This window comes from Vibrio taketomensis (assembly GCF_009938165.1).
Classification (GTDB): domain Bacteria; phylum Pseudomonadota; class Gammaproteobacteria; order Enterobacterales; family Vibrionaceae; genus Vibrio; species Vibrio taketomensis.
On record NZ_AP019650.1, the window covers coordinates 1,119,155 to 1,144,691 of the forward strand.

At 44.3% G+C, this 25,537-nt stretch carries 24 protein-coding genes and 1 pseudogene; 13 read left to right on the top strand and 12 right to left on the bottom strand.

Annotated features, from left to right (window positions below; genetic code table 11):
* Nucleotides 1–201 precede the first annotated feature (201 nt).
* From Vt282_RS18850 to yqfB, 4 genes are all read left to right on the top strand, one after another.
* Nucleotides 202–1,134, top strand: a complete 933-nt coding sequence (locus Vt282_RS18850) for a universal stress protein (protein ID WP_162064391.1) — start codon at nt 202–204, stop codon at nt 1,132–1,134.
* Between the two features lie 545 nt (nt 1,135–1,679).
* Nucleotides 1,680–3,665, top strand: coding sequence for a U32 family peptidase (locus Vt282_RS18855; RefSeq protein ID WP_162064392.1), 1,986 nt, complete (start codon nt 1,680–1,682; stop codon nt 3,663–3,665).
* Between the two features lie 139 nt (nt 3,666–3,804).
* Nucleotides 3,805–3,996, top strand: coding sequence for a hypothetical protein (locus Vt282_RS18860; protein WP_162048445.1), 192 nt, complete (start codon nt 3,805–3,807; stop codon nt 3,994–3,996).
* A gap of 182 nt (nt 3,997–4,178) precedes the next feature.
* A complete protein-coding gene (yqfB, locus tag Vt282_RS18865) occupies nt 4,179–4,505 on the top strand; it encodes a N(4)-acetylcytidine aminohydrolase (RefSeq protein ID WP_162048446.1) in 327 nt (108 codons plus the stop codon).
* A 33-nt stretch (nt 4,506–4,538) separates the two neighbouring features.
* Here the strand turns inward: yqfB and Vt282_RS18870 are convergent, their stop codons facing one another.
* Both Vt282_RS18870 and Vt282_RS18875 read right to left on the bottom strand, forming a co-directional pair.
* Nucleotides 4,539–5,060 (bottom strand): hypothetical protein, encoded by a 522-nt coding sequence (locus Vt282_RS18870; RefSeq protein WP_162064393.1) that lies wholly within the window; start codon nt 5,058–5,060, stop codon nt 4,539–4,541.
* Nucleotides 5,061–5,283: 223 nt separating this feature from the next.
* On the bottom strand, nt 5,284–6,249 hold the full coding sequence (locus Vt282_RS18875) for an NAD(P)H-dependent oxidoreductase (protein ID WP_162064394.1): 966 nt from the start codon (nt 6,247–6,249) through the stop codon (nt 5,284–5,286).
* A gap of 135 nt (nt 6,250–6,384) precedes the next feature.
* Between Vt282_RS18875 and Vt282_RS18880 the strand changes: the two genes are divergently transcribed.
* Entirely contained in the window at nt 6,385–7,296 is a 912-nt protein-coding gene (locus tag Vt282_RS18880) for a LysR family transcriptional regulator (protein WP_162048449.1), read from the top strand.
* Complete coding sequence (locus Vt282_RS18885; protein ID WP_162064395.1) at nt 7,293–7,817, top strand: P-loop nucleotide/nucleoside kinase family protein; 525 nt, start codon at nt 7,293–7,295, stop codon at nt 7,815–7,817. Before Vt282_RS18880 ends, Vt282_RS18885 begins: the two co-directional genes overlap by 4 nt.
* On the opposite strand, the gene Vt282_RS18890 is transcribed toward Vt282_RS18885, so the two are convergent.
* The 3 genes from Vt282_RS18890 to Vt282_RS18900 form a co-directional block, all read right to left on the bottom strand.
* A complete protein-coding gene (locus tag Vt282_RS18890; RefSeq protein WP_162064396.1) occupies nt 7,814–8,671 on the bottom strand; it encodes a patatin-like phospholipase family protein in 858 nt (285 codons plus the stop codon). The genes Vt282_RS18885 and Vt282_RS18890 overlap by 4 nt on opposite strands.
* 146 nt (nt 8,672–8,817) lie before the next feature.
* Complete coding sequence (gene soxR / locus Vt282_RS18895) at nt 8,818–9,261, bottom strand: redox-sensitive transcriptional activator SoxR (RefSeq protein WP_162048451.1); 444 nt, start codon at nt 9,259–9,261, stop codon at nt 8,818–8,820.
* 104 nt (nt 9,262–9,365) lie between these two features.
* On the bottom strand, nt 9,366–9,560 hold the full coding sequence (locus Vt282_RS18900) for a hypothetical protein (RefSeq protein ID WP_162048452.1): 195 nt from the start codon (nt 9,558–9,560) through the stop codon (nt 9,366–9,368).
* A 518-nt stretch (nt 9,561–10,078) separates the two neighbouring features.
* On the opposite strand from Vt282_RS18900, the gene glgX reads away from it, so the two are divergent.
* From glgX to Vt282_RS18915, 3 genes are all read left to right on the top strand, one after another.
* Nucleotides 10,079–12,049: a glycogen debranching protein GlgX gene (glgX, locus tag Vt282_RS18905; RefSeq protein WP_162064397.1), complete on the top strand. Its 1,971-nt coding sequence runs from the start codon at nt 10,079–10,081 to the stop codon at nt 12,047–12,049.
* A 238-nt stretch (nt 12,050–12,287) separates the two neighbouring features.
* On the top strand, nt 12,288–13,967 hold the full coding sequence (locus Vt282_RS18910; protein WP_232055210.1) for a sensor domain-containing diguanylate cyclase: 1,680 nt from the start codon (nt 12,288–12,290) through the stop codon (nt 13,965–13,967).
* 161 nt (nt 13,968–14,128) lie between these two features.
* Nucleotides 14,129–14,998 carry a glycerol kinase gene (locus tag Vt282_RS18915; protein ID WP_162064398.1) on the top strand — a complete coding sequence of 290 codons (870 nt, stop codon included), beginning with the start codon at nt 14,129–14,131 and terminating at the stop codon, nt 14,996–14,998.
* Between the two features lie 122 nt (nt 14,999–15,120).
* Here Vt282_RS18915 and Vt282_RS18920 read toward each other — a convergent pair whose 3' ends face one another.
* The 4 genes and pseudogenes from Vt282_RS18920 to Vt282_RS19940 form a co-directional block, all read right to left on the bottom strand.
* The gene (locus tag Vt282_RS18920; protein WP_162064399.1) at nt 15,121–15,552 is read right to left on the bottom strand and encodes a YccF domain-containing protein; all 432 of its coding nucleotides are present in this window, start codon (nt 15,550–15,552) and stop codon (nt 15,121–15,123) included.
* Nucleotides 15,553–15,632: 80 nt separating this feature from the next.
* Nucleotides 15,633–16,363, bottom strand: a pseudogene (locus Vt282_RS18925) (sulfite exporter TauE/SafE family protein).
* A gap of 115 nt (nt 16,364–16,478) precedes the next feature.
* Nucleotides 16,479–17,687, bottom strand: coding sequence for an MFS transporter (locus Vt282_RS18930; protein ID WP_162048458.1), 1,209 nt, complete (start codon nt 17,685–17,687; stop codon nt 16,479–16,481).
* Nucleotides 17,688–17,694: 7 nt separating this feature from the next.
* The gene (locus Vt282_RS19940; protein ID WP_167515616.1) at nt 17,695–17,871 is read right to left on the bottom strand and encodes a hypothetical protein; all 177 of its coding nucleotides are present in this window, start codon (nt 17,869–17,871) and stop codon (nt 17,695–17,697) included.
* A gap of 325 nt (nt 17,872–18,196) precedes the next feature.
* Here Vt282_RS19940 and Vt282_RS18935 point away from each other — a divergent pair, with 325 nt between their 5' ends.
* The gene (locus Vt282_RS18935; RefSeq protein WP_162064400.1) at nt 18,197–18,487 is read left to right on the top strand and encodes a putative quinol monooxygenase; all 291 of its coding nucleotides are present in this window, start codon (nt 18,197–18,199) and stop codon (nt 18,485–18,487) included.
* Between the two features lie 44 nt (nt 18,488–18,531).
* Here Vt282_RS18935 and Vt282_RS18940 read toward each other — a convergent pair whose 3' ends face one another.
* Nucleotides 18,532–19,338, bottom strand: a complete 807-nt coding sequence (locus tag Vt282_RS18940; protein ID WP_162064401.1) for a Cof-type HAD-IIB family hydrolase — start codon at nt 19,336–19,338, stop codon at nt 18,532–18,534.
* Between the two features lie 263 nt (nt 19,339–19,601).
* Between Vt282_RS18940 and Vt282_RS18945 the strand changes: the two genes are divergently transcribed.
* The 3 genes from Vt282_RS18945 to secF all read left to right on the top strand — a co-directional run bounded on the left by Vt282_RS18945 (nt 19,602) and on the right by secF (nt 22,989).
* Nucleotides 19,602–20,099: a hypothetical protein gene (locus Vt282_RS18945; RefSeq protein ID WP_232055211.1), complete on the top strand. Its 498-nt coding sequence runs from the start codon at nt 19,602–19,604 to the stop codon at nt 20,097–20,099.
* A 176-nt stretch (nt 20,100–20,275) separates the two neighbouring features.
* On the top strand, nt 20,276–22,090 hold the full coding sequence (secD, locus tag Vt282_RS18950) for a protein translocase subunit SecD (protein ID WP_162064402.1): 1,815 nt from the start codon (nt 20,276–20,278) through the stop codon (nt 22,088–22,090).
* A 2-nt stretch (nt 22,091–22,092) separates the two neighbouring features.
* Nucleotides 22,093–22,989, top strand: a complete 897-nt coding sequence (secF, locus tag Vt282_RS18955; RefSeq protein ID WP_162048462.1) for a protein translocase subunit SecF — start codon at nt 22,093–22,095, stop codon at nt 22,987–22,989.
* 109 nt (nt 22,990–23,098) lie between these two features.
* Here secF and Vt282_RS18960 read toward each other — a convergent pair whose 3' ends face one another.
* Together Vt282_RS18960 and ppsR are read right to left on the bottom strand one after the other, a co-directional pair.
* Entirely contained in the window at nt 23,099–24,526 is a 1,428-nt protein-coding gene (locus tag Vt282_RS18960) for a coniferyl aldehyde dehydrogenase (protein WP_162064575.1), read from the bottom strand.
* A gap of 55 nt (nt 24,527–24,581) precedes the next feature.
* Nucleotides 24,582–25,415 carry a posphoenolpyruvate synthetase regulatory kinase/phosphorylase PpsR gene (ppsR, locus tag Vt282_RS18965; RefSeq protein WP_162064403.1) on the bottom strand — a complete coding sequence of 278 codons (834 nt, stop codon included), beginning with the start codon at nt 25,413–25,415 and terminating at the stop codon, nt 24,582–24,584.
* Between the last annotated feature and the right edge of the window lie 122 nt (nt 25,416–25,537).

Sequence of the window (25,537 nt, forward strand, 5' to 3'; positions counted from 1 at the left end):
ATTTTATCAATCAGTCAAATGGTTACGCCTAAGAGGAAATTTTACACTGTAAAATCAAACGCCAAGCCCGCAGCTACAAAGCCACGCACTAGCAACGATAACCACAAACCTCGATGTGACTTATTAACCTTGCAAATCAGGTGGACATATCACCAAAGCGGAACAACACTTATAGCCAAACAATCCGTCTCGGGGGCGAGTATGAAAGAGTACAAAAACATTCTATTTGTGAGCCAAGGATTATCTGATGAACATCGCGCTTTAGAGCAGTCAATCAAACTGGCACATAGCAATCAGGCGGATTTACGCGGGCTGATACTCTGCCCTACCCTCCCATCGAATATGCAGAAATACGAGCATCTGTATGAGCAATCGCTGGAAGATCATCTTGCGCGGCAGATACAATATTTACTGGCTGAAGAACAAATAAATGATGAACTTCCGTTCAATATTGAGATCGGGAGCGGCGATAAGCCTGTCGTCAAAGCTATTGAAACCGTTTTAACCCATCAACATGATTTATTGATAAAAGATATTGAGCTCAATGACACAGATTCTCGCGGGTTTCGAGCATTAGATATGCAGTTATTACGTAAATGTCCCTGCGCGGTTTGGCTCCATCGCCCCAGTGCCAAAACCGAACTTAAACAGCGTATCGCGGTTGCAATTGACCCTGTTGCGTCAACGAAAGAAGAGCAAGCATTAGCGCTGCAATTACTGCACACTGGTCATGCGTTGGCTCGCGAGCACGATAACCACTTACACATCATCTCCTGCTGGCAATATGAACTGGAACATTACCTTCGTCATCACTCATGGATCCAAGTCGATGATGAAGAACTGAATGCCGAAGTGGCGCTTGCACGACACAATCATCTCAACTTGCTCAATGAGTTGATCGACAAATCCAATCTAGAATGTGAGATTGCCATTCACCATATCAATGGTCGAGCCGACGAAGAAATACCACGTAGCGTCAATGAACTAGGAATAGATATCCTCGTCATGGGCACCGTTGCGCGGGGCGGCGTAAAAGGTTTAGTCATGGGAAATACCGCAGAGAATATTTGCCAGTCGCTCACCTGTTCATTGGTCGCACTCAAACCAGCGAGTTTCCGCACGCCCATTAGCTAATGCACTTTTAGGAAATTTCTTACAGAATCATTAATAAAAGCATTTCAAATTGAGATCTTGCTTCCTATCTGTATGGCTAAGTTTCACCCTACAATACGCCGCGAATAATCTGAGCAGCAGACTCAGAAAGCGACAATACAGCCACGTCCACATTGCACGTAGGCTCGCTCGCAACGCATAACACGACATTCAAGGAGAGATATGAAATTAGGGTTTAAATGCTTTCGCTGTAAAACTCGGGATACTTGCAAAGCCTATTTAGAATCGATAACCAACATCCAAATTATCGAACAACATGAATTGGATTTGTTACTACGAAACGCAAAGACAAAAGCTAAACGCCGTTAGTTTTCCTCGTATTAGCCTTCCATTCTCACTCAGCCTATTGATATAACAGCAAATCCATCGACACACTCTCTAGGCTGAGGGCAACCAACATTCACGAGGCTTCAAAAAGAGGGAGAGACAAAACTCCAATTAAATTCGCATCCTGGTTACGAAACACGTAAAATGCGCGCCTATTTTTATTGTGTAAGAGATAAATAGTGACACGCGATCAATTTGAGTTATTGGCTCCTGGTGGAGATTTGGATTCAATCAAAGCTGCGATTGCCGCGGGTGCTGATGCAATATATTGCGGCCTTGACCGTTTTAACGCTCGCAACCGCGCGACCAACTTAACCTTAGATAACTTGAACGGCGTGTTAACTCTTGCACACCAGCACAACTGCAAAATTTTTCTGACCCTAAATGTTTTGATCCTCGAGAGCGAAATTCCTGCAATCGTGCGTCTACTTAGCCAACTCAACACCACTCAAATCGATGGTGTGATCGTGCAAGATTTAGGATTAGCGTACATTCTCAAGCATCATTTTCCTGACTTAGATGTACATGCCTCAACGCAGCTCAATACTCACAATGAAGGGCAGATTCGTTTTCTCAATCAATTAACGGCCAGTCGTGTGAACCTCTCTCGAGAGCTTAATATCAATGAGATCAAACATCTGGCCGAATTTGGTAAACAGCACAATGTGATGATGGAAGTGTTTGTTCACGGTTCTTACTGTATTGGCTTTTCCGGTATTTGTTATATCAGCTCTGCGCGCAATGGTGCATCAGGCAACCGTGGTCGTTGTAGCCAACCTTGTCGCGAGCAATATGAACCGACTAAAACTGGCAACCATTACCCACTGAACTTAAAAGACAACTCCGCCTTTGGCGATCTACAGGCGCTAGCTGATGCCGGAGTTTACTCACTTAAAGTTGAAGGCCGCATCAAGAAATCACACTACGTTTATACCGTGGTGAACAACTGGCGTAAACAAATCGACCGTTTGTGTGATGGCGAAGCGCTATCGACTGATACTCGAGAGCTATACACCGTATTTAACCGTGATTTTTCCAATGCATTTTTGCAAGGCGAATACGGGAAAGCAATGTATATCGACAACCCTCGCGACCATGCTGTAAAACACTTCGCGCAAGTTTATCAGTGCCAAAGCATTGATGACGTGCAGCAAGTAAAGAAAAAATTGTACGACGATAAGACTGCGATCATCGAAACCGTTGCTAACAAAACGGCCGATTTCGATGTCACGAGTAACATCGCCAAAGCGAGCCTCAAAGGGGCGATTGATGCGCCAACACTGCCTGCATTAGAACATTCAGCTGCCACTGCTGCCCCTAAATTATCTGTGCTCATTTCCGATCCAGCAGACGCTTACCTATGCGAGCAGGAAAACATTGATGTGTATCTGCAATTGCCAATGGGCTTAGCCGATGAATGCGCATCCCTGATTGCGCTATTCCAAGCACAACCAACACTTAAACCTTGGTTCCCAGCGATTTTGATTGGCGACGATTTTACGGCCGCTCATGAATTTTTGTCGACATTGAAACCAAGCATGCTTATCACCAATAACTCCGGTGTAGGTATGATTGCGAAAGATCTTGGCTTGAATTGGGTTGCCGGCCCACAAATGAACACGACTAACTCTTATGCGTTAAAGTGTTTGCAACAAGAGTTTGCTGCAAGCGGCGCATTTATCTCTAACGAGCTAAATATGAAGCAGATGCGCCACATCAAACGTGCACCATCAATGCGCACTTTCTACAGCATTTACCACCCAAATACGCTGCTTACAAGCCGTCAGTGTTTGTTCCAACAAACCGAAGGGTGCAAGAAAATTAAAGTCAACAAAGGCTGTTTGAAGCGCTGTAACAAGCGCACCTCAATCATCAACTTGAAAGACAATCCATACGTAATTCAAAAACAGCGCGGCAGCCACAACTCGATATACAGTGAACACAACGTGCTTAACCTCGAAGTGCTTAGCGATCTACCCCTGCTGTTTACGGATGTGATGATCGATCTGCGTGATATTCAAACTGAAACCAAAGTTGAAGCAACGAAACTCGCGCTTGTACAGTTGTTTAGCCAAGCACTACAAGAAGGAAATATGGCAGAGCGTCAGCAAATTGCTAAAGCGATTCAGCCGACGGCCAACGCTCAATACCTAAAAGGGCTGTAATCAGCCCCTTTAGCGCCCATTTCTGTCATCTGTTTCGACAAATGATACAAAAATGTGACAATTCGCATACCATCTTTTGGTAGAAGTCATTATCTTAGTTAGTGGAGCAATAAGCTTCATGACAAAACTAGGATATTTTATGATTGTATGGTCGATTGCAGGTTTGGTTATCTTTTTCATCGCTCAATTTCTTACACCAACGAAAGCTATAACGGTTAAGCAAGTTTGCTGCGGACTTATCTCATGTGTACTTGGCCCGTTAATGCTCATTGCAGTTGTCGGCTCTTACATCAACGCAAATATTTGGCTAAAACGCTCCGCAACCGCGTAAACGAGTATTCGCGTTAATCTATCCTATGACCTGCCCGACTCTTGGTGAGTAACAACGGCAGGTCATATTATTTTTACCCCTTTCATCTTCAAGTGCCCTTCTTATTTTTAAGCCTTCTATGCCTCTTTTAGCACATATTCTTACGATACAATCGCCTTTCACAATTGATAGGTAGATAACCCATGAGCCAAGCGCCAACCAAAATCACTTTCTTTGAATTCCTCACTCCGCTTATCACGGCAGGAAAAAAAACCATTACCATTCGTGATGAAGCAGAAAGCCACTACGTACCGGGTACACAAGTTGAGGTATTTACCTTAGAAACCGATCGCAAGGTTGGTGAAATCAAAATTTTGTCAGTTGAACCACTAAAATACGATGAGATTAATGAGTTCCACGCTGAGCAAGAAGCGCTACCATTAGATGAGCTAAAACGTCTGATTGCTGAGATTTACCCAAATTTGAATGAACTGTACATGATCAGCTATGAGCTCGTGTCTGTTGAGTAATTAAAAAAAGAGGCGATAACGCCTCTTTTTTTACTAGATTGATTCTCGAAACCAAAACCGCTCAGTGCGAGCATGCTTTTTACGTTTTGATGCCACGATATAAAAGAACCCTATCATCAGCGGTAAATACCAAGTTAAGACTTCCACTAACTGGTGTTGGGATAATATCGGTAAGTTTAGTGTTCCGGCAAATAATTGCTCATCAACAAACACCATCAATGATGGAGCGACCACATACAAAAAACCGAATAACGCTCCGAGTAAAGCGTATTGAGCGACGCTAATCAGGCCAGTAAACACTCCCAATATCACGCCAAATGTCATGGCAAAAACCACACTCAGCACGACCGACTGACACAGACTAATCAGCATAGTCATGTCAATCCAATGATTACTGTTTAAGTGCTGCTGGAATGAAGGGAAAAGATTTAAACAACCTTGCAGCAGTTGCTCAGAATAATTGGCATACCATGCGCTCGCAAACACTGCGCTATAGGCACCAAAAAGCAGTAAGCCAATCACTAATGCGCAGATTCCACACACAAGTTTGTACATGACTAGCCCTATAAGTTAATTTATTTGATTAGTTATCAATAAGCCTTAAAACAGGACAATATCCAAGCAGTTTGAGCAAAACTTATAACCTAGCGCTCATTTCTTTCTTCTCATGTGTTAGCTTCAATCCAAAACGCAGTGCAAAACCAAACACCCAAGGCCAACATTCAAAAAATGCAAAAAGCAGAGGCTTAGCTCTGCTTTTCATTGATGACAGCTATGATTATTGCTCGACAACTGGACGCACATCATAGCTATGAATCATTGGTGTTCCGTTATCATCAAGACTCATTAACCATGTTTCATCAACGGCCATATCAACCGGTTGACCTTGCATCATCGACTCTGGGTAAGTTTCGGCAATAAGACGAATATGTAAATCAACTTGATACTGATCACCCAATTCTTTAATGCTGAGTTGATGCACATTATGCTGACAATTTGGTTTGAATGTTGCGCGCGCAACACCATACCAATCATTGAAACCTTGATGCCCAACAAAAATACCTTCTGGCGATTGCCATTGCACATCAGAAGCCAAGTAGCGTGTATATTGCGCGGTATCCTCTGCTAACTGATCAAATTGAGCAAACCACTGCTTAACTAGAGCGGTAATTTTGGCTTCTGGCGACTCCGTTAAGTGGCGCACACTGGTAATGAGACGCTGTGCATGTTCAGTTGCTCGAGCCTGTACGTCTTCCAATTCGTTATACACGCTAGGAATGTAAACCATTCGATGACTATAGATTGGCTTTTGAAAATTCATACCCGCTAAATAACTTGTTTGCTGAAGTGGGTGAATCAATTGCTCAATCGTAAAGTGGTTATAACCAAGTGGTTCATACGACTCGGCCGGGCCACCAATGGTAAACGACAAAATTAAGTCTTTACCTTTTAACTTGTCGCCATGCGTGCCGTAAGCAAAATTGAAACTAAAGACATCATCGATCCATTTTTTCAGTAACGCGGGGACTGAATACCAATAAAAAGGAAACTGCAGAATCACGACATCAGCAGCGATCAATGCTTGCTGCTCGGCAGCCACATCAATTTGATAATCTGGGTAAAGCTCATCGAGACGGCGCACTGACACATTATCCAATTGCTCAGAAACTTGCTGCAACACCACACTGTTCGTGTAAGAAGAATCTAAATCTGGATGACCTGAAATAACTAATACTTGGCTCATAACTCTGTCCTCAAAAAAGTGGCTGCTAAGCGATGAACAAAGCATACCCTCTCGTTATTAGTTTTAGATGTTGTTTGCTTAAATAATTATTAGCTATAGACTAACAATAACCTCTAAAAGGCGAGTTATCTGCAAATGAACGGTACCACTTATAATCAGCTTATGATGTTTCACACCATCGTTGGTGAAGGCAGTATTTCGGGTGCTGCACGCAAACTAGAGATTGCACCACCGTCGGTCAGCCAAGCGTTAAAGTCATTGGAGGAGAGCCTCGGACTACCACTATTTACTCGTACCACCCGTCGCATCGAATTGACCCAAGCAGGGCAACAACTGTTTGAGCGCACCAAAGATTCAATGGATGAACTGAGTTTAGCGCTTGAAAGCGTGAGTGACCTAAGCAAAGTACCATCGGGCAAACTGCGCATTACTATGCCGCGTTTTGCTTACCAAATTTACATAGCACCAATCTACAGCGAATTTTGCCAACGCTATCCAGAAATAGAACTTGAGATCTCGGTTTCTGATGCCACTGTAGACATTCTTACTGAGGGTTTTGATGTCGGAATTCGCTTTGGTGACAAAGTTGAAGATGGCATGATTGCGCGCCCACTCACAGCCAATCAGCCTGAAGCGCTATTTGCCTCACCACGTTACCTTGCTCAACACGGCGTTCCCACCAACGTGGATGAACTGCGTCAACATAAGTTTATTCAATACCGGTTTATTACTTCCCATCAATTAGCCCCACTACGCTTAAATGTGGAGGGTGAAACCGTCACTGTTGCCACCAATACAGCTCTGATAGTCAATGACACCGATCTTCTCATTGACGCAGCACTAAATGGCATCGGCTTATGCCGAATTATCGAGCCTATAGTAGCAAAACACCTAGAAACAGGCGCGTTAGTCCCTATACTTGAGTCCTATTGGTACGATTACGTTGGCCTGTATGTTTACTTCCATAAAGACGCGCAAAAAGCCAAACGAGTCCGTGTATTAATCGACTTTTTGTTGGAAAAAATTGCGGCGGAGCAACTGAAATGACCTCACCTATTTTGTACATTTTCTCTGGTTTGCCGGGCAGCGGAAAATCAACATTGGCTAAAGCCCTAGCCCGAGTAACCAAGGCTAGCTACCTGCGTATCGACACGGTCGAACAGGGCATCCGTGACTTATGTCAGTTTAAAGTAGAAGGTGAAGGCTATCGGCTCAGTTATCGTGTCGCCAGTGACAATCTCGAACTGGGCAACAGTGTGATTGCCGACAGCTGCAATCCGATCGAGTTAACTCGCGAAGAATGGCAAGACGTTGCAAACAATCTAAACGCCCAATTTATCAATATCGAAGTACGCTGTAGTGATAAAACCGAGCACAAACAGAGGGTAGAAGAACGCGTCAGTGAAGTGACCAATCTTATACTACCCAGTTGGCAACAGGTAGTTGATCGTGAATACCATCCTTGGAACTCAAACAGCATCAATTTGGTTAAAATCGACACTGCAGGTAAGTCAATTCAAGAAAGTATCGAAGAATTGCTCCAACTGCTAAAGGCTCATCAACGTTAACCTTGCTGCCAACGAGTAATCGCAGCTTTACCTGTCGTTAAACCTAACTCGTATGCTTGCTCTAATGAACGACAATCTTGGCTTAAGCGCTTAAGTTTAAACTCTTCTGGTGGGCAAATTTGGATGATCTCCACCCCTTGCGGAGGGTTGGCAATCAGTTCCAAACTCTGATTGTAACGTTCAGAACGCGTCAGCATCGCAGGTATCAAATCAGGAGTATCACGCAACAAATATTTTAGTAACGCTTTATGTTTATCCGCCCCTTTACGATAACTCTGCGGACGGCTACGCAGTAACATGATCTTTTTCGCCCCTCGACGAATCGCTTCAGCGACGGGTAAAGCGTCAGCAACACCACCATCAACATAGCGCTGACCGTCGAGTTCAACACCATGGCGATATAGTATGGGTAATGCGCTCGATGCTTTCATCGTGTCCGCTAAAATCTCAACGTTTGGTGTGGGATAACAAGCTTTACCAGAGTTACGATCGGTCACGACCATAAAAAACGGACGTGAATCTGCCTGCAGAGCCTGTTTGTCGATCCCCAACTCTTCAAGCGTGATTTTCCACATCCAATCGAGATCCATAAAATCACCACCACGCAAATATTGGCGTAGACTGAGAAATTCTTTTCTGCGGCTGTAATCAAGATAGATCTTGAGGTTGCGCTTAGGCATTTTTGCCAGATAAGCGGCTAAATTACTAGCACCAGCAGAGACACCCCAAAAGCTATCGAATGGAGAGAAGTTTTCCGCTAAAAAATGGTCCAAAACTCCACAGGAAAATACACCACGCATCGCTCCGCCTTCAACAATTAAAGCCGAGCGACCAACTTGATCAACCGTGTTCATACTTGCCTTTTCCATCCCAATTCGATTGCGCTACATTAGCAGAACTTACACTCGACTCGATAGCAAAAATTCGTCTTCCTATTCGAGTTACGCCTACTGAGCATATAGGTTTTGTCGTGTGCGTTTGCTTTCAACATATCAATGAGTTAAAGAGGATCTTCAGGATTGGTTAGCAGCGACTCACCAATGTGCGCTTTCGCTCGCTCATCGTCTGGGTTTCTAAGATTACAACTATCAAGTGATAAACAACCACAACCGATGCACCCATCAAGGTCACTTTGCAGTGCTTTCAACTGATTGATGCGATGCTCAAGTTGATCGCGCCAAGCAGTAGCCATCTCACGCCACTCCTTATTGGAAGGTGCCTTGTGTTTAGGTAAAGATTCAAACGCGCTAGCGATCTCCTCCAGTGATAGACCCACTTGTTGCGCTGCTTTGATTACCGACACACGACGTATCACGCTGCGATCATAACGTCTTTGGTTACCCTCATTACGCCAACTGTATATGAGGCCTTTTTGCTCGTAAAAGTGTAATGCGGAAACCTTCACACCCGTTCGCTTCGCAACTTCCCCAACTGACAATTCCATATATACCACTGCTTTGACTAACACCTAGGTTTATTGGTACTGAAAGGATGGGATTCTGTCAAACAAAAAGGCCACTAAAGAAATAGTGGCCCGGGTGCTAAGCTTTATTTTTCAATCGACATTCCAATGTCTTCAAGGCGTTGCTTAAAAGCATCGACGCTTTCTGCCTGATAAGTAGGTGAGCCGTTGAAGTAACGAGGTTTTTCTGGTGCTAATGCGTTTTTCAGTGCTTTCTCTTGCTCGATATCATCATGGTAAACCGTGACTCGATTTGGGATATCCTGCTTAAAAGTCGCCATTATGTTCTCCTTTCATTTGGCTTAACGTTACTTTTAAGCGTAGATAACGGACTAAAAGAGTCAAAGCGTTAGAGTAATGTTGAGAATCATTACCAGCAACAAATCCATTTAACACGCTGTTTTTTATTGTTTTATCTTTAATGACTTTTCCACACAAAATTTTGCTTTTGTTTTTAATTACGCCACCACGTATAGTTTGCACTCAATTCGCGAATATTTTTTCACCACCTGCAACGATCTATCCCAGCGAATTTGTCTCTCTAAAAACCTAAATTATTGGAGGTGGATCACTGTTTATAAACGTATTTCTTGGGGAATGAACAAATTTTTGTCAAAGCTAATGTCCTATAGTTCACTATTATGAATATATGGATGAGAACGACCAAAAGCGCTCTCATTTACAACGACGTAAGCACAATGATAATAACGATAAGCACCCATTGTTAGCGACTATAAAAATAGAACGAGAAAAGTCACAGCAATTCGCGCTTGTACTGCATTGGTAACCAATGATAACTATGACAACAGCCGTTTCTAGCCCATATCCTCTCGGTGCAACTTTAGCTCCACAGGGTTGTAATTTTTCAATCTATGCACCTGATTGTGATGATATTCGACTTGCCCTTTTTGACCATCAAGGACAGCGTCAAACCTACCCGCTCAAACACGAATACGCGGGAATAAAACATACATTCGTCCCTGATATACAAGCAGGGCAACGTTATGGGTACATCACCATCATCAAAGGACAGGAGCACTACTTAGCCGATCCTTATGCCAAGGCGATCGATCAGCCTTTGCATTACACTCCTCCTTTTAATGCTCGTAAAAGTTTTCAACTTGCCAAATGTGTCGTGACCAGTGACCAATTTGACTGGCAAGGCGTTTGTTCGCCTAAACGACCAAAGCAAGAAATGGTGATCTATGAGACTCACGTAAAAGGCGTCACTAAACTCAATCCTGAAGTGCCAATCGAACAACAAGGTACTTATCTCGGCTTGGTTAGCGAAGCGATGTTGAACTTCTACCAGCAGCAAAACATTAATACCTTGCAGCTTTTGCCCATTGCCGTCTGTATGCATGAACCCCATTTGCTTGATATGGGAAAAGTAAATTATTGGGGCTACAACCCTTATTTGTTTATGGCACCCGATCCTCGCTACGCAGCAAAAGACGCCGTTCAAGAACTGAAAACTGCGGTGCGAGAACTGCATAGACAAGGTATCGAAGTCATATTAGATGTGGTCTACAACCATACCGCAGAAGGCGGTCAAGATGGCCCTACCTTTAATTTGCGCGGCTTAGATAAACATTACTACTTAACCCATGGTCAGCACTTGGCTAACTATACCGGTTGTGGCAACACCGTTGACCTTACTTATCAACCGGCTTTAAACCTCGTCATGGACACCCTGCGATACTGGGTGAATGAATTTCACATTGATGGCTTCCGCTTTGATCTCGCCGCGACATTAGGCCGAGAAGGCGATCAATTTAACCCCAATAGCGCCTTTTTTAAGGCAGTGGCACAAGACCCGATTCTTAAACAGGTCAAACTGATTGCCGAGCCTTGGGATATTGGTCCTAACGGTTATCAAGTAGGTAATTTCCCATTTGGTTGGAGTGAATGTAATGATCGCCTACGTGATATTAGCCGCAGCTTCTGGCGTGGCGACCAGGGCTTTCTCACTGAACTGGCGACCCGCATGATGGGCTCGAGAGATTTTTATAGTGCAGCTAATTGGCCTTATCGCCTTACCGTTAACTACATCACTTATCATGATGGATTTTGTTTGCAAGATTTAGTCTCTTACAAGTCTAAGCACAATGAGAGTAATGGTGAGCAAAACCGGGATGGTCATGGCGATAACCGTTCCGCCAATTATGGCAAGGAAGGGGAAACTGACGACCCGTTGATCATCGAGCTACGTGAAAAGCAAAAGCGTAATTTTATGGCGACTTTGCTGTTTTCCTTTGGTATTCCGCACATATTATTTGCTGATGTGCTATCTCACACCCAAAAGGGCAATAACAACGCCTACTGCCAAGACAATCCGACGAGTTGGCTTGACTGGCAACTCGACGATCGTAAGCAATCATTCCGAGATTGGTTAGCCAAAATGGCTGCCGCGCGGGAGCAATATATGCTGCCGTTTATCGATGCATTTAGCGGAGAGACACGCAACGATAACCGAGTCTATTGGCGCCAGCTCGACGGCAATGCTCTCAGTCATGAAGATTGGAACAAAGTGACGGCTGTGGGCTTACATATGGGAATTGATGACGATGGTGATGAGCTGTTCTACGCGATAAACCAAACCGATGCTCCCGCCAGGTTTAGTTTACCGAATAAAACCGGGCAAAAATGGACCATGATATGCAACACAAGTGGTACGAGTATGCATAAGGCCGTGGATAAAAAGAGTATCGTTTTAGAGCCAGTTTCAATCGCGATTTTTTTCTCATCAGCAACAGCAGCCAAGCTATAAACTAAAAAGCATCAAGTTGTATATAAATCGATACAGCTTGATGCTTAATTCTTATGTCCTTGTGCCTGTAGCACGGATTGCTAATTTGAATAGATCAATTTAAAATACGACATAAATCACAATATTTAGTCATATTTTAGCAATTCACATCATGGCTTTACCTAAGTTCGTCACAAGAAGCATCAAACCGTACGTAATCCTTCTATCACTATGTATGCTTTATCTTGCATATCAACAAATGAAGCATTCTGAGCACAATGCTCAATCTCAATCTATTGCGAATTTGAACACGGCCGCTCATCTTGTTTCCGCTCAAGTAGAAGCCGCATCGAGCAAACTATTCTTGCTCGACAATGCAAAATCAATCAAAGAGTTTGATATTACTGCGCGCGAAATTCTAAAACACTCCCCTATCTACGCAGATATCATTCACGTAAACCAAGAGACTGGACAATACCGCTCGGCACAAATGCTGCCTACGAATACAGAGAAAAACTCGCACATTCTTTGGACGCCATTAATCGCTTTCTCGGCGAATGTCGCGATTTCATCTCTTTATGAAAAGTCACCAGGAAATTGGGTGTTTGCCGTAAGATACACACCAAACGCAATTCAACAGATCTGGCTAGAGTTCGATCTAAAACACACCACACAAAGCCTACGTGGATTACGTACGCTAGACAGTGGCTACGTGTTTGTGGTTGATCGCCATACAGGTCGATTGGTTTTCCACCCGGATCCGAACCGCATTGGCACGCCTTCTTTAAGCTATGAAAGTGGCATCGATGGCATGCTTGATTCGGGGATTAGCTTTGCAGAGCACGAGTACTTATACCGCTCGGAACATAAAGTATCGATATTTGATGCCAACAATGAGTTTGATTGGGTATTTATCGCAGGCACAAACCGCTCAGAGTTTTTCACTGCGTCTTCTCAATTCGCACTCACTGCGTTGTTTATTCTGTCGTTACTCTACATTGCTGGCGCACTAGGCTATTTGTCTAAACAACTCGGTCGCTCGCTCTCAACATTAAATGGACAGAGTGATATCACAGGTTTTAAACGCCAGTTGCGTTCTGTCATTGACCGTTTTATTCCACATAAAGGCGTGCAGCTTTGTTTATACAGTGAGCAACACGGTCAATTCTCGGTAGTGGATTTCCATGGAAACAATCGAGTGGTGCTGTGTGACAAGCAACTTGCGCAGCAATTGGTTTACAGCAAAATTCACATGATCAGTAAAAAATTGGCTGATCCACTCGCGGCTAAATTGCAAATTCGCAGCAATCACTACGCCATTCCACTGCGTAATAACACCGAATTAGTTGGCGTCATCTATATTCAAACTTGGTTTCCATGCAGCAGCACGATTATTCACATGATCCGCGGTTACAGTGAAGTAGCGCTTTGTAACCTGTTATTACACAAGAGCCTAATGAGTAAAGATGTGATGACCAAACTCGATAGTCAGCACACCATGAATGCTTCTATTGATTGTCACCAACATTCTGAAAACATCTATTTCGCGCAACTGGAGATCGACTTTTTCGAGCAAATCCTGAATCATCATGGTTCTCAATGTGCCGACAAAATTATTATTTCGACTGCCGAGTTGATGCAAACCTGTTTCCCTAAACCGAGGGCGATCAGCTTAGCTCGAGATGGTATTAATAAATTCAGTTTGCTGTTTCATGCACATGATAAAGCCGATGCACTGACCAAATGTGACGAATTGCGCCAGCTCATTGAGAAAAACCCAGTAAGAATTGGCGAACTCACCGTCCCTTATACCGTAAGTATTGGCGGTGGTTTGGTTGAAAACACCCATCAAGAAACACTCTGCTACACCGAGAGAGCTTTGTATAAAGCCAAAGGCGCAGGTCGTAATCAGGTGAGTTTTAGCGCTTTTGCTATGTAGTGACTCTCAATCAATGAAAGAAGGCTCTGCCTTCTTTTTTTTAACCCCGCGATCCATCGTGGTGATACTAGCCTCATAACCTCACCCTGAAAGAAAAATTCATTAGGTATCGCAAGCATGGACTGCGAGAATATAGCTTGCCCAACTCTTAAGGAAAGACGATGAGTGAATCTAAAATTTCCACCTCACAGCTCGCAAAGCTGAGAGAGTGCAGCGCGAAAGAGCTGTTTAATCAATTAAAGCGAGCGGGATACATCAATCGCAGCGATGAGAGTTGGGTATTGACTGAAATCGGCGCTAAATTTGGTGGTGAGTACGTTCAACATAGCAAGTTTGGTCAGTTTATTGTTTGGCCTGCCAATCTGTTAATTGACGAGCAACTGAGTAGTAGTAAGCACCTCTCTGCCACTCAATTAGGTCAACGGCTTAACCTTAGCGCTAAACGTATCAATCAGCTATTAAGTGAACTCGGGTGGATACAAAAAACCGAACAAGGCTGGATGGTCACTCCAACAGGGCTGACACATGGTGCGCAGCAAAAAGTGGATAGTGAGAGTGAGCAGCATTTTGTCACTTGGCATGAAACCATCGTACGCAATAAACGTCTCAGACAAAGTGTGGTTGAATATCGGGGGCAAGATGCTGACGCCAATGCGACAGATAAATCTTTTGCTAGTTTTCAGCACAAATTCGCGGCTAAACATCGCACGTTAGATGGGCATTATGTTCGCACTCAAGCCGAATTAATTATCGATAACTGGCTATATATGAACGGCATTGTGCATGCCTACGATCGACAACTCCCTATCGAACAAGATCAACTCAGTGATTTCTATCTGCCGAGCGGAAAAGTGTATATTCAGTATTGGGGTGACGAGCATGGCCCATTGTCTGACAACGAGATCGATCGCGTACGCCAAATCTACCAACAATACCAATTTTCCTTAATTGAACTGTTTGTTGATGAGATAGATAAACTCGATCAGATTCTACCAAGCCGCTTACGTGAATATGGCATTCATGCTTACTAACCAAATCGACAGTTCAACAACAAGTAAGTGATGCCCATTACCTGATTCGATGCTGTACATGACAATAAAAAACGCCACTCAACGTGGCGTTTTTCAGTTTGTATTCAGTAAATGGCGCTAGATTACTTTCTTAGTGAGTAGCGGGCTGCCGCTGCTTCTTCTTTAGAAACGATTGTCTGACCAATGGGTGCCAATGAAATCACCGCAAGTTTCAAGTGTTGCAGCGCAAATGGAATACCGATGATAGTAACGAAACACGCTACCGCAGACAGAATATGGCCTATTGCCAACCAAATACCGGCTACGAAGAACCAAATGATGTTACCGACAATACCGAATGGACTGGTACCAATATCTATCTCATTGGTTAACTCATTGCGCGAAATCGCTTCTTGGCCAAATGGGAAGAAAGAGAACTTACCGATGACAAAACAAGCCCTGCCCCATGGAATGCCAATAATACTGATGAACGCGATCAAACTTACTAGCCACCATGCTAAGCCCATCACTACACCACCACAAATAAACCAAATGATGTTACCTAGTGTACGCATGTAAATTGCCTCTTTGTTTCTTACTTTAGTGGTTATACTCAGCCAACCAGTATTCATAGTGTTCATGAACCTAACATGAATCACATCGCCGCAATACCCTGCCAAACCGCAGTTGCTCCGCTTATTGAGCATAGCATCAATGCCCCTAAACGAATCTTTTCTTTGGGTAAGGAGCCAGTTGTCATGCGAGCTAATTGATACCCGGCCCAACCCGCCGGAATAAGTGGAATCGTGATCCATAAGTGATGCAAAGTTAGAAAACCAACGGGAGCTTGAACAGCAAGCGAAATCATAGAACTAAAGACAAAAAATGCCGATAGATTTCCGCGCAATTTATCCGCATCTTGGTGCTGCAACAGTAGCGCCATTGGCGGGCCACCGATCGCCGAGCTGGTGCCGAAGAATCCAGAAAGAAAACCCGCAATGCCCATACGTGTTGGCGTTGGTTCAATACGAAACGGCATCAGGCTAATAACAACCGCAAGCAGCACTAATACGCCTAGCCACAATGCCAAGACATCACCAGACACATACAGCAGCAACAAACCACCAGCAATAGAGCCCGGAATACGTCCCATTAACGCAATTTTAAGCCCGCCAATTTCGATATTGCTGCGATATTTCATGGCATTAAGAATAGAGATGAAAAGCGCCATACGATAGGTGCCGGCACATAATCAGGAGAAACTAAGAAAAGTAGCGGTGCGGCAACAATAGCAAGCCCAAAACCAATTGAGGTTTGTACAAAAGCGCCAACGAAAATAAGAAACGCAGCCAAAAGCGCTTCTGACGTGAACCACTCAGAAATCATCGATGAATTCTACAAGAAAAGGAAAGAGAGCTGAGTATAACCCAGCTCTCTTTATTACGCTTAATAATTATGCGCTTTTAATCAAACGCATATCGTCTTCAGACCAGCTTTGCTATCAAGCCGCAGCCAGACGCGCAACTGGTTTATCGTTGATTGGAATATGCAGCAGTGCTGCTACAAATGCCAATACCACGGTTGACCACCAAATTGGCTCGTAACTGCCGTAATAGTCATAAATTCGGCCACCCGCCCAAGCGCCCAAGAAGCTGCCAACTTGGTGAGTAAAGAACACTAAACCATACAAGGTTGACAGGTAACGAGCACCAAAAATCTGACGAACTAGACCTGAAGTCAGTGGCACGGTACCCAACCAACAAAAGCCAATTGCCCCACCAAAAATAGCAGCGGTGTGCTCAGTAATTGGTAGTGATACAAATCCAGCAATCACGACTGTACGCATCAAATAAAGCGCAGACATAACGTAACGCTTATTGAATTTGTCACCCATCACGCCCCAAAAGTAAGAGCCGAAGATGTTAAAGATACCAACATAGGCAAGTGCCATTGCCGCACTCGACGCTGGGAGGTGTTTATCGGCTAAATAGCTTGGCAAATGGGTGGCAATAAACATCACGTGGAAGCCACAAACAAAGAAACCCGCATGAATCAACCAGTAGCCGCGGTGGCTAAACGCCTCTTTTATTGCTTGAGAAAGAGTGATGTCATTGGCTGCTTGAGTCGTCGCTTGTACGCCCGCTGGCTTGGCCGTTTTCATAAACATGCTCAGTGCCATCATCACGGTACATAACATTGCAAACACTTGCAGCGCGTGTTGCCAACCAAAATCATTCAACAGGTATTGCGCGCCTGGGATCATCGCGAACATGCCAAATGATCCCGCTGCGGTGGTTAAACCAAATGCTTTTGCCGCATGCTCTGCGGGTACGACTTTAGCGACTGCACCAAGCACAATCACGTAACTTGTCGCACTTAGACCCAAACCAACTAATGCCCCTAAAGTCAGGTATAACATGCTGGATTCAGCCGTAATCGATGTGAAGTACAAACCTAACGCATAAGAAAGTGCACCTAAAAAGATAATGCGTTTCGATCCGAACTTATCTGCCGCCATACCAATAAATGGTTGGAAAACACCAAACAAAAGATTTTGCAGTGCGATAGCAAAGCTAAAAAATTCACGGCCGGTACCAAAGTGCTCTGAAATTGGCATCATGAAAATACCAAATGACTGTCGGATACCTAGGCTAGTGATCAGAATACCGATCCCTAACCACACTAATAGTGGAAAACGAAAAATACTCATGACAACCTTAATGATGATGAGAATGAGAAGAGTGTCCTTCTGAACTGCTTTGATGGCAGCCCATATCAACCGCTTGTTGAGCGAGTAGCTCAAGCAAAGGTTCGCAGTGATGAACCGCAACCAGCGTAATACCAAGCAGTAACGCCATTCGGGTTAGCTGAGCAGCCAAAGATTGAGAGAACATACTGAGTCCTGAAGTTAAAAGAGCGCGGAGTGTATGGTTGCAAAAACAAAACATCCAATGACATTTTGTCAGGTTAACTATGCATTTTATGCATGACGATTACAGTCAGATTAAACTCTGCGCATAGTCTTAGTAGGCAAGAAAAGTAGGCTTTAACAATGTCGTGAGCATGCGCCATCACTTTAGGCGAATTGTTGGCATATCTCCTACACAATATCGCATCCAGTTTCGCGAGTAATTTGGCTCTCAATTATCATTTCATCATCTAGACTTACACATGATTAAAAGCCTTATCTCTTAAACATCGAATAGCAAAAGGACAATTATGGCTTACTTAACTATCGTCGCTCACATCGTATCAAAACCAGACCAAATCGATTTGGTCAAACAAGAGCTGTTGAACTTAATTGAATTCACTCGTAATGAAGAGGGGTGTGTTAACTACGATTTGCATCAAGACAATACCAACCCAGCTATATTTTTGTTTTATGAAAACTGGGTAGATCGTGATTTATGGCAACAGCATATGGCGAATTCACACATTGAACGTTACCTCGCTGCCACCGATGGTGCGGTTGAAAGTTTTGTCGTGCATGAAATGACGAAAATTGGATAAAAAAAGCCCCGCGATACTGGCGGGGGCTTTTTATTTTTGAAGCCTTACTCGACATTAAGCACCTTTTGCTTAATCACGGTAAGAACACCGTTATCGGTATTACTTGGGGCACTATAGCGAGCGAGTTTTTTCACTTCTGGGTGTGCATTTTCCATTGCATATGAGTGGTAACTCGATTTCAGCATTTCCACATCATTAAAGTAGTCACCAAAACTCATGGTTTGCTCATGGGTGAAGCCCAATGTTTTCTGCAAATGTTCGATTGCAGCGCCTTTAGACGCGTCTGCATGCATTACATCCAACCAAATGTGAGCGCTCACTACCACTTGATTATCCGCACCAAAATGTTCATTTAGGCTCGGATAAACTAAGGCCTCAGTACCATCAAAATGGCAAATCGCAATTTTGATGAACTCATCGTCGACTTGCAGTAAATCTTCTACGTACTGACACTCGTGGTAATACTTAGAAATCTCCGCCAATGCTCGAGGGTCTTGCGTCTCAATATAGGCCGTTCGCTTACCGCACAGAACAATATAAGCGCCTTCAATCTCTCGTGTAACGCGAATCACGGCGTGGGCAACGCCCTCTCCTAGCGCGCAACTATATAGCTCTTTACCTTGATGCATTACCACCGTGCCATTTTCAGCGATAAACATCATTTGATCTTTAATTGGCGCAAAAGTTTGCTCAAGGCTAGCGAATTGACGACCAGAAGCGGCTGCAAAGATGATGCCTTGCTCGCTTAACTGCTGGTAAACATCGTAAAACTCTGGATTGAGCTGAGAAGAGGCATCAAGCAGTGTGCCGTCCATATCTGAAGCGATAAATTTGATTGAATGTAGAGACATTTGAATTACGTTTTTTGGCTAATTGGACTTAAGTATAGAAGACCGCAGATTGCGCCAACTCCCGTGCAAAGTAAACCCCAAAAGGCGGAGCAATTTTTTGCGACGTTATCCGTATTTTCCTTATTTACATTCGGCTACCTTTGTCGTGCAACGCAACGATAACGTTTGCGGTTAAAAATTAATGCATTTATATGCCATTTAGCCACTTGTTGAATTCCAATTCCGCGCTTATGATAGCGACGATCAGTGAATAGAGAATTGGTATGAACCGACTGTGGATTAAACAAGGCCGAATGATAAGCGTTATGCTTAGCCTTCTGCTCGCCTGTTTATTCGCGGGTATCGCCAGTGCAAATCATGCCCCATCAATCTCTTTTTCTCCAGCCTTCACTGATACATTTATAAGTGATAACCACTTAAATGATACCCAAGCACCACCAGCTGAAAATAGAGATTCTTCACCTGAATCTCGACGATTTGACGTTGAGCAGCGTGCGCCCGCAAAATCCTTAGCACCAAGTCTCGCTTCTATCTTGCGCAATGGTTCGTTTGTTCCGGAACGTTTGCACGAAGCAGAACCAACTTATGAATTGGTGTTTGATTTTAGTCAGTCTGTTACTTCTGCATTGGTTTGGCGAGTATACCTCGCACTTGACCATTGGCACGATTGGACATTGAACCCTCCTTCCACTCTCCACCGGATCGCCGGATGGAAAGAGTCCAATATCATCTATCGGTTTATCGCCCAAGCCGACGCCTAACCTTCTTCGCTGTGTTAAAGCAGCTGCGAACTCGCACATCTATCGATCATGCTTGTGATTGAGCAGATGCGCTATTTGAATTTCCATCCCGCCTCGTATTACGCGTATATCGCTTAGGCCGAGTGATGGAACTTGATATTGCACTCCTATTGGCCTGAGCCAAAGAGAAGAATGTTATGCATAAAAAGAAAACCAATCGAACCGTGCTGAACCATTATTCAGCATGGAAATATGTGGTACTCGTCGCCACAGTCATCATCATGTTGTTAAGCGCCTTACCGTCTTGGTTTGGTGAAGACCCAGCGGTTATCGTTGATCAAAAAGACGCCCCTCTGTCTGTTGTAACCATCAAACAAAAACTTGAATCTGAGGGCATGAGCGTCGCTCGTGTTTCACAACAAGATGGTCATACGACCATTGTTCTCGCCAATGCGACCGATCAAAACCATGCCAAAGAGCTGATCTCCAATCTGGTGCCTGAAAACGACATCGTGACATTAGCTATGGTTCCAGCTGCGCCTAAATGGCTACTGGAAATGGGCTTTAAACCAATCAAACTTGGTCTAGATTTACGTGGTGGCGTGCAGTTCTTGCTTGATGTAGATATGAATGAGGTGTTCCATTCGCATGCCGAGCAAGCCCAAGACTCAATCAAAAACTTTGCACGAGAAGAACGTATTCGTGGTGTGCGTGTTGACGTCAGTCACGACTCAATCCTTGAGATCAAAGCACCAAGCGAAGACGCTGTGGCAGAAATTCGTCAATATGTGCGTGAACAATTTCCACAATGGGTTGTACGAGGTGACGGCGATCTTAACCTCACCATGGCGCTATCTGAAAATGAAGAAAACACACTAACAAGCCTCACTGTACAGCAAAACTTGCAAACCATGCGTAGCCGTATTGAAGAACTAGGCATCACCGAAGCTGCGGTACAACGTCAAGGTCAGCACCGTATTCGTATTGAGCTACCAGGTGTGCAAGATCCAGCAGCAGCGAAAAATGTGATTGGTGCGACAGCAAGCCTTGCGTTCTACGAAGTAAAACCAGAGCGTTCTGTCGGTACGATTACCATTCCTGACCAAGATGGTCGCCCTATCCACGTAGTGCGTAAACCAGTTCTAAGTGGTGAGCACATCGTTGATGCTCGAGCTGGAATGGGTGAAATGGGTATGCCTGAGGTTAACATCACGCTGGATTCTGCTGGCGGCAAAATGATGTCTGACTTCTCAGGTAAACACATCGGTAAACCAATGGCGACTGGCTATAGCGAATACAGCCGCGATGCGAAAGGCCATGTTGAACAATCTAATACCATCATTAGTGTTGCAACTATCCAATCTCAGTTGGGCAACCGCTTTAGAATTACAGGTGTTGGTCAACTTGCTGATGCGCAAAATCTTGCGTTGTTACTTCGCGCAGGCTCACTCACTGCGCCAGTGACTATCGTTGAAGAACGTACCATTGGCCCATCTCTTGGTGCTGAAAACATCAAAAATGGTTTTGAAGCACTGGCACTAGGTTTGAGCTTAACGCTGCTATTTATGGCGGTGTGGTATCGCAAACTAGGTTGGGTGGCAAACCTTGCTCTCGTGATCAACATGGTGATGCTATTGGGTCTCATTGCTCTGCTACCAGGAGCGGTACTGACCTTACCAGGCATTGCAGGTTTGGTACTGACCATCGGTATGGCGGTCGATACCAACGTGCTTATCTTTGAACGAATTAAAGAAAAACTTCGCGAAGGTCGCAGTATGGCGCAATCCATTGACCTTGGCTTTAGCAGCGCTTTTGCCACTATTCTTGACTCAAACATCACTACCCTAATCTCTGCAGCAACGCTGTATGCGATTGGTAATGGCCCAATCCAAGGCTTTGCCTTAACTCTGGGTCTTGGTCTATTGACCAGTATGTTCACCGGCATTTTCGCTTCCCGTGCGGTGATCAATATTTTTTGGGGTAAAGATTCACGTCGTGGTGTGAGGGTATAACAATGACTAAAATGAGCAAACTAACTAAATGGCGTCATGCCGGCACTCTGCTATCGTGCTTTTTTATTATTGCATCGATCTTCATGCTGGCGACCAAAGGCCTTAACTATGGTCTAGATTTTACCGGCGGTATGATCAGCGAAGTACGCCTCGACCAGACACTGACAGGCCCACAAATTCAAGCAAAATTGGAAGCGGCGCTACACCAACCGGTATCGGTCGTATCGACTGGTGATCAAGGCCAATGGATGCTTCGCTACGCGGCACCGGAAAACCTACAACAGCAACCTGAGATCAAGCCACTACTCGAGAGCTTTTCTAAACACGTTGAAATGATTAACGTTAGTTTAGTGGGTCCACAGGTAGGCCAAGAATTAGCTGAGCAAGGTGGCTTGGCGGTACTTATCACCCTAATGGTGATTCTGGCTTACCTAAGCTTCCGCTTTGAATGGCGTTTAGCATCAGGTGCTTTGCTGGCACTGCTACATGACGTATTCATTTTGCTTGGTTTCTTCGCTTTTACTGGTTTGGAGTTCAACCTAACCGTATTGGCGGCACTGTTGGCGGTGCTGGGTTACTCGCTCAATGACTCGATCATCATCTCTGACCGTATTCGTGAGTTGCTTAAAGCCAATGTGAAACTGCCAATTGCTGAGCTAAACAACCAGGCGATTCTTAATACGCTATCACGTACATTAATCACCTCTGGCACAACATTGATTTCTGTCGTATCGCTATGGCTACTTGGTGGTGAACCACTATACGGTTTCTCAGTCACCATGTTTATCGGTATTGTGGCAGGTACTTGGTCAACCATGACTATCGCCACCATTATTCCTGAAGTGGCAAAACTAGGTCCTCAGCACTACGCACCAGAAGTGATTTCTGATGCACCTTAGCCATTGAATTAATAGAAAGTAAATCAGCTCAAATATAACAATAAAGTGCGTTTATTTGCCCCAATCCCGTTACCTAGGTTGGGGCTTTTTTTATCCCGAGATCTGCCAATTAACGCAGCAAGAAACGAGAAAGCAGGTGCTTAAACTTGTCTTGATATTCCATCAAGTAACGACTGCGAGGTAACCAATATGGCGTGGTCAATACGGTTTTGGCTTTAGAAAAGGTGCGAAAACCTTCAATGCCATGATAGTGCCCCATACCCGATTGTCCGATACCGCCAAATGGCGCATCCTTCGCAGACACATGCATTAGCGCATCGTTAATACATAGACCGCCGCTGTGGGTTTGATTACGTACTTGTTCAATCAATGCTTTGTCTTGACTCATCAGGTACATCGCTAATGGTCTTGGCTTATTCTCGATATATTCGAACACTTGATGAATATGACGATAACCGACGATGGGCAATATCGGTCCGAAAATCTCTTCATTCATCACCGCCATCCCATCACTTAAGTTAGTAATCAAGTGCGGGAGCATTACTCGCTCCTCCGTTAACCAATCAAGTGTATGGATGGTCGCCCCTTTTTCCTTGGCTTCCTCGATATATCCTTGTAAACGGTCATACTGGCGTTGATTAATGATGCTTGTCATTGGGCGCGAAGTCGTTAAAAAGAGCTGCTTAAACCGCTCTAAATAGAGGTCAATAAACTCCTGCTGCAACGTTTCTGGCAACAGCACATAGTCAGGTGCTACACAGATTTGCCCCGCATTCAGCGATTTTGCCATTAAAATTGTATCAACAGCTTTGCTTAAATTCGCATCTGGCGCGATGATCACCGGTGATTTACCGCCTAATTCAAGCGTGACTGGTGTCAGGTTCTTCGCCGCCTGTTGTGCAACCAAGCGACCGACTGTTGTCGACCCAGTAAACAATAAATGATCAAATGGCAGTTGAGAGAAGTACTGCGCAATGTCCACTTCACCTTCAACAACAAATACGTGGGATTCAAGCGTTGCCAGAATTTGGCTTAAGATTTGATTGGTAGCAGGTGTATACTCACTCAACTTCACCATCACTCGGTTACCCGCTGCAATGGCCGTTGCGATTGGCCCTATGCTAAGAAATATTGGAAAATTCCATGGCACAATCACCCCGATCACACCCAGTGGCTGATACACCACTTCAAGTTTTGACGGGCTGAGCATTAAACCGGCTCGGCGTCCAGAGGGCTTCATCCATTTGCTCAAATGTTTCGCGGTATAATTGATATGCTCGATGGCAGGCAACAAATCACAAATCACGCTATCGAACTCGGAGCGATAACCAAAATCTTCGCTAAGGGCTTTCTCTAAATCAGCTTGATGGCGCAACAACGCCAGTTTTAGTTGCTCCAATCTCGCAAGACGCTTGTTCACATCAGCAAAAGGCTCCGTCTGATAAAGCGCACCGAGTTCTTCAAACAATGTTTTGAGCTCTGCTTGCGATTTTACGTGGGCCTTTTGCCAGCGATTGAGATCGACGACCTTTTCCATTTCACTCATACCTACATCCCAAACTACTCTAAATTATATACCAACCTATCTTCGTTCAGAGTAAACGCCGTCTCAAGCCTGATTTTTCCAAAATTCGCGTCGAGATCTCTTCCACCGATAAACGACTGGTATTGATATAGGGAATAGCTTCACGGCGAAATAACGCTTCAACCCCGGCCAGCTCAGCCAAGCATTGCTCTGTACTTGCATAGTCACTCCCCGCCAATCGACTCTCGCGAATCTCAGTTAAACGCTCTGCATCAATGGTGAGCCCGAATAGCTTGTGGCGATGAATCTCAAACTCCGGCAACAGTCGTAAACGCTGAATGTCTTCTTCAATAAACGGGTAATTCACCACCCTTAAACCAAACTGCATCGCCATGTAGAGACTGGTCGGTGTTTTTCCGCTGCGTGACACACCAAGCAAAATGATGTCGGCTTTTTCCAGCCCTTTGAGGGTAATGCCGTCATCATGAGCCAAGGTATATTCAATGGCTGCTATGCGATCAAAATAGCTATCAGAATCTTTACCCACACTACGTGAGCGCTGCATTTTTGGCACCGGCGTTAATTGCGTATCTCGCTCAACTTTTTGCACCACACTCTCAAGAACATCGTAACAATGAGCCGGAGCCTCCAGTAGCAATGTCTTTAATTCGGGCACCACAATAGAGAAAAACACTAAAGGCTTTTCCCCACTACGCGCATAAGACACATGCAGCTCTTTTAACACATTGTTCAACTTTTCCTCACTTTCCACAAAGGGAAAGGTTTTTTCATTTGGCGTGAAAGAAAATTGACCCAGAACAACGTGCCCTAAAGTTTCACATGTTATGGCTGTACCATCAGAAACGTAGAATACATCACGTCTTTGACTATTGTTTTGCATGTTTTATTTAAGCTTTAAAATTTATTTGATTAGGATGACTCCATAATACAAATAAATAACTCGAACAGACTATAACGCTGAGCACAGCTTTGAAAAAAATGTTAAAAAATTTTTCAATTTTC